General features: G+C 50.9%; 10 protein-coding genes. 6 read left to right on the top strand and 4 right to left on the bottom strand.

What is annotated here, in order from left to right:
• Both L0156_30290 and L0156_30285 read right to left on the bottom strand, forming a co-directional pair.
• The gene (locus tag L0156_30290) at positions 1–903 is read right to left on the bottom strand and encodes an FtsX-like permease family protein (protein MCI0607292.1); all 903 of its coding nucleotides are present in this window, start codon (positions 901–903) and stop codon (positions 1–3) included.
• On the bottom strand, positions 875–1,327 hold the full coding sequence (locus tag L0156_30285; GenBank protein MCI0607291.1) for a serine/threonine protein kinase: 453 nt from the start codon (positions 1,325–1,327) through the stop codon (positions 875–877). Before L0156_30285 ends, L0156_30290 begins: the two co-directional genes overlap by 29 nt.
• Before the next feature lie 257 nt (positions 1,328–1,584).
• Here L0156_30285 and L0156_30280 point away from each other — a divergent pair, with 257 nt between their 5' ends.
• From L0156_30280 to L0156_30270, 3 genes are all read left to right on the top strand, one after another.
• A complete protein-coding gene (locus L0156_30280; protein MCI0607290.1) occupies positions 1,585–2,808 on the top strand; it encodes a sulfite oxidase in 1,224 nt (407 codons plus the stop codon).
• Between the two features lie 70 nt (positions 2,809–2,878).
• Positions 2,879–3,109 (top strand): ribbon-helix-helix domain-containing protein, encoded by a 231-nt coding sequence (locus L0156_30275; GenBank protein MCI0607289.1) that lies wholly within the window; start codon positions 2,879–2,881, stop codon positions 3,107–3,109.
• On the top strand, positions 3,106–3,444 hold the full coding sequence (locus L0156_30270; GenBank protein ID MCI0607288.1) for a type II toxin-antitoxin system PemK/MazF family toxin: 339 nt from the start codon (positions 3,106–3,108) through the stop codon (positions 3,442–3,444). The genes L0156_30275 and L0156_30270 overlap by 4 nt, the downstream gene beginning before the upstream one ends.
• A 65-nt stretch (positions 3,445–3,509) precedes the next feature.
• Here L0156_30270 and L0156_30265 read toward each other — a convergent pair whose 3' ends face one another.
• Positions 3,510–4,790 carry an AAA family ATPase gene (locus L0156_30265; GenBank protein ID MCI0607287.1) on the bottom strand — a complete coding sequence of 427 codons (1,281 nt, stop codon included), beginning with the start codon at positions 4,788–4,790 and terminating at the stop codon, positions 3,510–3,512.
• Between the two features lie 357 nt (positions 4,791–5,147).
• Between L0156_30265 and L0156_30260 the strand changes: the two genes are divergently transcribed.
• Genes L0156_30260 through L0156_30250 form a run of 3 tightly spaced genes read left to right on the top strand, consistent with a single transcriptional unit; the run spans position 5,148 to position 6,244 of the window.
• Positions 5,148–5,444 carry a PadR family transcriptional regulator gene (locus L0156_30260; protein ID MCI0607286.1) on the top strand — a complete coding sequence of 99 codons (297 nt, stop codon included), beginning with the start codon at positions 5,148–5,150 and terminating at the stop codon, positions 5,442–5,444.
• Positions 5,445–5,453: 9 nt separating this feature from the next.
• Positions 5,454–5,606, top strand: coding sequence for a hypothetical protein (locus L0156_30255; protein ID MCI0607285.1), 153 nt, complete (start codon positions 5,454–5,456; stop codon positions 5,604–5,606).
• Entirely contained in the window at positions 5,603–6,244 is a 642-nt protein-coding gene (locus L0156_30250) for an ABC transporter permease (GenBank protein ID MCI0607284.1), read from the top strand. Before L0156_30255 ends, L0156_30250 begins: the two co-directional genes overlap by 4 nt.
• On the opposite strand, the gene L0156_30245 is transcribed toward L0156_30250, so the two are convergent.
• The coding region (locus L0156_30245; protein MCI0607283.1) for a DNA topoisomerase at positions 6,184–7,244 on the bottom strand (1,061 nt) is incomplete at its 5' end. The two genes, L0156_30250 and L0156_30245, sit on opposite strands and share 61 nt — an antisense overlap.

Genomic DNA, 7,244 nt, shown 5'->3' with positions numbered 1-7,244 from the left:
TTATTCATACCGCAACGCCATCATCGGATCCACTTTCGTGGCCCGGCGCGCCGGGATGTAACTCGCGAGCAATGCAACGAAAGCGAGCGACAAGGAGATCACAATAAATATGAAAGGATCCCTTGTGCTCACGTTAAACAGCAAGCTCGAAAGCAATCGCGTTACTGCAAAAGCTCCCGCGAGACCGATCAGGATACCAAGTAGAATCAGCTTGAATCCCTGACCGACAACGAGTTTCAGAATGTCCCGGGCTTGAGCCCCCAGCGCCATCCGGATGCCGAGCTCGTTTCTGCGTTGTGCAACCGAATAAGAGATCACGCTGTAAATGCCGATCGATGACAAAACCAGAGTGATGCCTGCAAAGACAGTGATGAGAAACACCGAAAACCGGCGTGGAGCGACAGACTCGGAAAAAGTATTCTCCATCGTTCTGATGTTCGCTACAGGTTGATCCTTATCAATTCTCGCCACCTCCCGCTGAATCATCTTCACCACCGCCAGAGGATTGGAGGTTGTGCGTGCGACCAGATACAGGAAATATTCCGGACCTTCATATACCGGCATATACATTTCAGGCTGCACATCTTGATCCAGACCAAAATGTTTGATGTTTCCCACGATTCCAACAATTTCACGCACAACCGTTCCGGTTCCATAACGAATATTGATTCGCTGTCCGATCGGGTTCTCTTCCTTCCAGTATTGCTTTGCCATTCTTTCATTGATCAGCAGCATCTTGGGCGCGTTCGCATCATCCCGCTCTGTAAAATCACGCCCTTTCAGAAGCGGAATGTCCATCGCGCGAAAATAATTTGGAGTCACCCAGCGGTAACTCGCCACCGGCAGCTGATTCTCCGGAAGGGAGGGTCGCCCTTCAATATTGAAGTACGTGGAGCTGACCACGAGGAGTGATCATGATATTTGCAGGTTTGATGTCTCTGTGAACAATTCCTTTTGCGTGAGCTTCCTGGAGCGCATCGGAGATTGCTGAAGCGATTGCCACAATTTGATCGGAGGAGAAGAAGCCATCGCTGAGTTTTCTGGCAAGAGTCTGACCTTCAATTAGTTCCATCGTTATAAAGTACAGTCCGTTCGCTTCACCGATCTCATATATATGCGCGACATTCGGATGGCTGATAGCGGATGCAGCTTTCGCCTCACGCATGAATCGCCGGATCCGTTCTTCGTTCGAAACCAAATTGGCGGGAAGGATCTTCAGCGCGACCATACGTTCCAACTGCGTGTCGTAAGCGCGATAAACTTCGCCCATCCCTCCGGCTCCCAGAGTGTCTGTGACCCGATAATGGGAAATGGATTCGCCGATCATCTCCGTTTCAGTATACTGCTGGTGCCCGACATCGTGCACTTAACGCAAAGGCTATAAAGCGGCAAGGCGCAATATTAAAGTAGCGCGGACGTCTCGTCTGCGCGGATCCGCAGGCGAGACGCCTACGCTACTTTGCTAACAAATCTTAATTCTTGGTGAAAAAACAAGAAATTTACGTACAGTACTGCAAAGACGCGGAGGAAATCAGCTCTTGAAGCTCCTTCGAAAATTCTTAGCGGGTGTAATAAAATCTTTCTATGGACGAGCTCAATTACATTCGCGAACGAGTGGAGGAATTTGCGTGGCAAAATACGAAACGAGCGTTGACGCGTAGAAGATTTCTTCATCTGCTGGGTTGGGCCACAGCTGCGGCATCGATGCCGATCATCGCTCCTTGGAAAATTCTCAACGCGGAAAACAATCCTGCAATTCTCAAACCTTCCCCTTCTGATCTTTTCATCCAATCGGGCAGCAATTTGGAGATGCGATGGGAAGCGATGTACAGCCGCGGATACATTGTCCCGAACGAACTGTTTTTTGTCCGCAATAATAGTCCCAGCGTGCCATCGATCGATTTAAAAACATGGCGGCTGATCGTGGAAGGCTCGGGAGTTTCGAATCCGCGCTCGTTTCGTTACGATGAGATTCTTGCGATGCCGTCGATCTCCGTGATTCGCGCCATCGAATGCGCGGGAAACGGCAGAAGCCTCTTTGAGCTTTCGCACGGAAAGAAAATCGCCGGTACGCCATGGAAGCTGGGAGGTATCGGTGTGGCAGAATGGACCGGTGTTCCATTGCGCGAAGTATTGCAGCGGGCAGGAGTAAAGAAAACCGCGCGTGATGTGATGCCGGAAGGTCTGGATGAAAAGAAAATCAAACGTCCAATGCCGATCGAAAAAGCGATGGCAGAAGATACTCTCCTTGTTTATGGGATGAATGGAAATACTCTTCCACCGGATCATGGATTTCCCTTTCGCGTGCTGGTCCCCGGATGGGTCGGTATTTCGCACATCAAGTGGGTCGGTCGAGTGGAAGTTTCCGAACAGCGTCTGTACTCCGAATACAACACCAAACGCTACGTTTTGATCGGTCCGGATTATCAACCGGTTCCACCCGCTTTAGGTGCGGCATTGACAACACAGAAAGTGAAAAGCGCATTTGAATTGGCCTGGGATGGACAGGCTACGGCAGGCAAGCAACTTTTACGCGGCCGCTCCTGGTCCGGCGAAGGAAGCATTGCAAAAGTGGATGTGAGTCTGGACGGTGGACGCAAATGGCAAGCAGCGCGACTGCGGGAACCGAATATTCCTCTGGCATGGGTCCGTTGGGATTTGGAGTGGGATGCGCGTCCAGGAAGTTACGGATTGCAGGCCCGCGCGACTGACAGCAAAGGCAATACCCAACCGGATCGAATTCCGCCGAACGAAGAAGGTTATTCCCACTGGGCCGTCGTGACCCATCCGTTCACCATCAAATCCTGAGGACTCGCGCCGCAAATCGGTTCATATCCTCCTAGTAGACTTCTATTGCAATATATGATAGTTTTCTATTATGAAAACTATTGCGATCTCTATTGATGAACCAACACTCGAGCGAATCGACCGGTTGGCAAAGCGCCGTGGAATGAACCGATCGGAGGTGATCCGCGAAGCAACTCAAGAGTACATAGCGAAAAAAGAAGCTGAAAGTGAGGAGGAGCGGGAGCGAAAAATCTTCAGGCGTCACAAAAATAAGCTAAAGAAGCAGACCGCTGCACTCATCGGTGAACAAGCAAAGTTATGAATCGAGGGGAGATTTATCGCACCCGGGAGAGGATCGCAGAGAGAGGAGGAAAGCCAGGTTTTTACGTGATCGTATCGCGTGATTTCATCGCTGACAATCCTGACATTGATACTGTGATTTGCGCGCCCGTTTACAGCGAAGTTCTTGGGATCAAAAGTGAAGTTGTGGTAGGCAAGGAAGACGGACTGCCCAGAACGTGCGCCATCCGTTGTGACTTCCTGATGCTCCTGTTCAAATCGAAGCTTACGACTTTTGCCGCCTCTCTGAATCCCCGAAAGATTGAAGAATTAAATCGGGCGCTAACCTATGCGCTGCAACTACCCAAAACTCCATAAACTTTGCGTCTTCGCGCCTTCGCGCCTCTGCGTTCCTCACAAAGTGGATGGGTAGGGTGCATTTTTTAACGCACCACGCTTCCGATCTGATGAAGATTTTTCTTCGAGAAGATTCGAAAGATCGGATTCTTCAACTTTCCGGACAATCCTGAGCTCCCGAATCTTCGCTGAAGATCATCCAGCAGAGCCCTCTCCTTTTTCTCAGTCAAAGTGTCCCATTTGCATTCGGCAATCAGCGGTCCGTTTTTTGTTTCCGCAACGAGATCGATTTCCACACCGGCTTCCCAGTATCGGCTGGAGCCGGCGAACGCTTCCCTGCAAAAAACCTCCCATTGATGAGACGTGTGTCGATCAAGAATCAGCTTTTTCTCCTGATTTCCAAGAGTGGCCCATCGACTTCGAGTGGGAAGGAGAGTTCCATAATAAAAGCGCAAAGCCGGATCCACAATGGAATAGAGTGTTCGTTTCGTCGTGTGCGTTGATTCGCCGAACGGCAGTTCTCTGATCAGCAAACCAGCATCGATCAGCGCCGTCAAAGGACGAGACAGATTCGTTTGAGGAATCCCGAGACGCGCGGCAATCTCCGATGGTTTTTGCGCGCCTCTACCGACTAAATCCAGAATTGCTTTGGGAATGTTTCCCGTGATCCCTTCATCGTGCAGTAGATTCCGAGGCTCCTCCGAAAGCATCGCGGAAGGCTTGAAAAACAATTGCTCTGCCAGTGTGACGACCGATCCGCGCGACAGAAGCTTCCAGTAGTGCGGAACACCCCCAACCAGGGAATATTTTGTAAAGGCAGTTGCATTCGACATTCGATATCCAAACACTTTGCAGAACCATCGATAACTCAATGGTTGCAAATTCAGATGAAGATGCGCTCTGCCAAAAAGAGGGGCGGTATCGCCAAGAAAATACGAATGAAGCATCGATTGAGAAGATCCCGAAATGAACAGGGAAGACTTTTGTTTCGGGAGCTCATGATCGATCCACTTCTGCAGAATGCTGGGTAAAGAGGGTTCGACTTGAGCCCAGTACGGGAATTCATCAAAAACGATCAATGGCGGGAGAGCCTCCCGCGACAATAGATGAAAGAACTCCGGCCAGGATTGCGGACGAATCTCACGAAAGGAGGGAAGCTTTTCTTTGAGTTCGATCACTGCAAGCTCGATCTGCTGCAGTGGTGTCCCCTCAACAGCCTGATGATAAATCCCGTTAAAAAGTTCACAGGCGTGGACCAGCAGCGCCGTCTTCCCGACCCGCCTACGACCCGTCACATAGCCGAACCGGCGGCCCCCGACCTGTCCCTTTAACGCCTGAATCTCCGCTTGCCGGTTCCAGAATTCCACACAGATATTGTATCCCAAACATAATGTATGTCAAACATTATGTCTTTAAAACATAATATTCGAAGGCAAAACGTCTCCGTGTCAAGATTGATGCGGTGCTGTGATACGAGCATGAAGCCATGCCACTAGCTGCAGCGGAAATACTCGGGCTATATTTAAATTTAACTTTTTCCGTCAGCGCTCAGAAGTCCCAATATCTGCGGTTCAGCTCCCCCCCTTTCTCTTTTTTTGTTGCGGCTTTTATCGCGCTGTGTCTCTTTGTCCCCGTGTTAGTGACACACGACAAGCCTTGACACGCTCTCCCATATATTCTACATTGTAGTACATATGGAGAAGAAGCTGGGCGAATTTGAGCAGATGGTGCTGCTTGCTTTGTTGCGATTGCGGGAGAACGCATACGGATCAGCGGTCCGCGTGGAAATAGAAAAACGAACCGGTCGCGAGATTTCGATCGGAGCTTTGTACACGACACTCGAACGGTTGGAGAAACAGGGACTGGTCCGTTCGCGGATTGGAGAACCGACAGCGGAGCGGGGCGGCCGCAGAAAAAAATATTTCACGCTGCGGCCCGCGGGAGAAGAAGCGTTGGCCGAATCGTATCGAGCTTTCAAAGGAATGGTCTCGGGTCTCGAAAAACAACTGGACAAACTATAACGCACTGCCATGGACAAACCGATTCGCATCACGCCTCCACGGCTGGGCCGTGCCCTGCTTGGACTGTTGCTTCCGTTTCGATCCGCAGCATTCCTTGAAGGAGGGAGCAACTCCCATCGTGGCGGGCGCAAACACCGAAACGGCTTCGGAATACGCTGGTGATCTCGCAAATTGCAATCGCGATCATTCTTCTGATCGGCGCCGGTCTGTTTTCGCGCAGTCTGATGAACCTGCTCCATGTGAACCCGGGATTTGTCAGACAGGGCGTTGTTGCATTGCAGGTATTTTTATACGACTACTACGAAAAACCTGAGAGTCAGGCACAATTCACATGGGAAGCAATTTCGCAGCTGAAGAATGTTCCCGGTGTGAATAGCGTAGGGATAACCACGGCGCTTCCCTTTTTGGACAGCAGTTCCACTTCCTCGTATTCCGTGAATGTAGAAGGAGAGCCTATCGCGGCCGGCGAAGAGCAGACGGCATTTCGGACCGTTGTAACGGAGGATTATTTATCACTGATGGGAATTCCTTTACAAAGCGGCAGGCTCTTTGAATCACGCGATCATCAGAGTGGTCCGCCTACTACCATTATTAATGAGACAATGGCAAGACGTTTGAATCTTGGAAACAACGCGATCGGGAAAAAGATTCAGGCTCAACTGCGGAAGCCAACGATACTGGAAATCATCGGAGTGGTCGGAAGTCTGCATCATGACGGCCTCGACCGCCAGGAGCTCCTTTATTTTTTTTCAAGCGCCTTTTTCAGCAGATCCCCAAGATTCGTTTTGATCTCCTTCTGATCGGAGTACTTGCGCACCAGGTATTTTTGCTGTGCGCGTTCCTGGCGCGACATGCGGCGTTCTGAGTAGGCGTCTGGATTTTCCGGTTGTGTGTGCCCGCAGGACCGATCCTGGCATTTCAACATTGCTCCGGGCGTCTTCACCAGGAATTTTCCGCACATCGGACACTTCACTCGCGTGAGATTCTCTTCGCGATAGGTAGTCGTATCCACCTTGACGCTCTCCACCAGCTCCACAGTATTCTTCCGGATGTCAGCAAGAAAGGTCTCCGGATTTTCCTTGCCATGCGAAATCTTATCCAACCGCAATTCCCACTGCGCAGTCAGTTCGGGTGAGCTGAGAATTTTTGGCGCAAGCGACACAACCTGAATCCCTCGCGAAGTAGGCACCAGATGATTACCGTGCCGTTCCATGTAGCCATAGCCCAGCAGCTTTTCGATGATCTCCGCGCGTGTTGCCGGCGTGCCAAGACCCGCTTCTTTCATGGCTTCGCGTAGTTCTTCGTCTTCGATAAATTTTCCCGGGTTCTCCATCGCTGTCAGCAACGTGGCTTCCGTATATCTCGGCAACGGATTGGTCTGCGCTTTGTCGAGCCGGATGCTTCGGACCGTTTTCTGATCTCCATGCCTCTGCTGCTGGAGCGTTTGCTCCGGTAAATCCTCTTTGTCTCTCGTTTCATCACCAGCAACTTTTGCAGTAACTGCCCGCCAGCCAGGATCTTTGATCCTCTTACCGCGCGTGTAGAATGCTTCGCCGTTGATGCGCGTGATGAGCGTGATCTGTTCGAACAAACAAGGTGGATGCAAGACAGTAACAAACCTGCGGGCAATTAGTTCATAAAGTGTTCGTTCTTCGCCGGTGAATTTCTTGAAATCGGGCGGCTGTTCCGTTGGGAGGATCGCGTGGTGATCCGAAACTCTCGCGTTATTCACAAAACGGGAGCCAGGTTTCAGCGGAGCTTCCAGCAGCTTTTTTATGAATGGCGCAAGCGCGCCTGCTG

It is taken from the genome of bacterium, from assembly GCA_022616075.1.
GTDB lineage: Bacteria > Acidobacteriota > HRBIN11 > JAKEFK01 > JAKEFK01 > JAKEFK01.
This window is presented reverse-complemented; position numbering and strand designations above follow the sequence as displayed.